This is a genomic window from Streptomyces colwelliae, assembly GCF_048158785.1.
GTDB lineage: Bacteria > Actinomycetota > Actinomycetes > Streptomycetales > Streptomycetaceae > Streptomyces.
The window spans coordinates 1-848 of record NZ_JBLTJC010000845.1 but is presented as its reverse complement, the minus strand read 5'-3'; the positions used below and the strand labels follow the sequence as shown (position 1 = coordinate 848).

The following is an 848-nucleotide window of genomic DNA, read 5'->3' as shown; positions in this document are numbered from 1 at the left end:
TTCGAGCCAGCGTGCTCGCGGCGCTGCTCTCGGGTGCGAATGCCACGCAACAAGGCGTCGCCGCCTGCCTGAAGCTGTCCGGCGCACGGATAAGTGGCTGTCTGGATCTGTCGGACGTGGAGCTCGGTCAGGCTCTCCGGTTCGAGGAGTGCTGGTTCGAGAACGCGCCGAAGCTCCAAGGCGCGTCGACCCGGACGATCCGCATGGTGGACAGCTGGCTGCCTGGCCTCGACGTCGCTCTGGTGCGTGTCGAGGGGCACCTCGACCTGTCGCGGTCGCGGGTGGAGGGGTGCCTGGATCTTCTGAATGCCTCGGTGGCAGGCGAGTTGGTGCTGAATGGCACGCGGGTGTGTGTGTCCGAGGGGTGGTCCGTGATCGCGGACGGCCTTGACATGGGGGGCGGTGTCTTCTGCATGCACGGGTTCACCGCCCGTGGCGGTATACGCCTGCTGGGAGCGCAGTTGCCGGGTGGACTGTACATGCAGGGTGCACACCTGGAGTGCCCCGTGCCGCTGGGGCGCCCCGGTCCGCGAGGACTGGCCCTGGCCCTGGACAACGTGGTGGCGTCGACGCTCAACTTCTCCGGAGGCTTCACCGCGGACGGGACGGTGAGGCTGCGGGGCGCCCGGGTCTCGGACAGCCTGACCTTCGAAGGAGCCGTCCTGAACGCAGCACCCGACGGTGAGGGCCCGGCCCTGGCCGGCCTTCTGATGCAGGTTGCCGACTTCGACTTCACCCTCGCCCGACCGCCGTCCGGCACCGTGGACCTGCGGGGCGCGCAGGTGTCCTACCTCCACGACAACGAGCACAGCTGGCCGGACGTGGTGGAACTGGACGGCTTCGTCTAC

Annotated in this window: 1 pseudogene; it reads left to right on the top strand. The window is 68.6% G+C overall.

Features of this window, described 5'->3' with window-relative positions:
* Positions 1-848 (top strand): annotated as a pseudogene (locus tag ACNFOC_RS54745) (oxidoreductase); the annotation flags it as partial.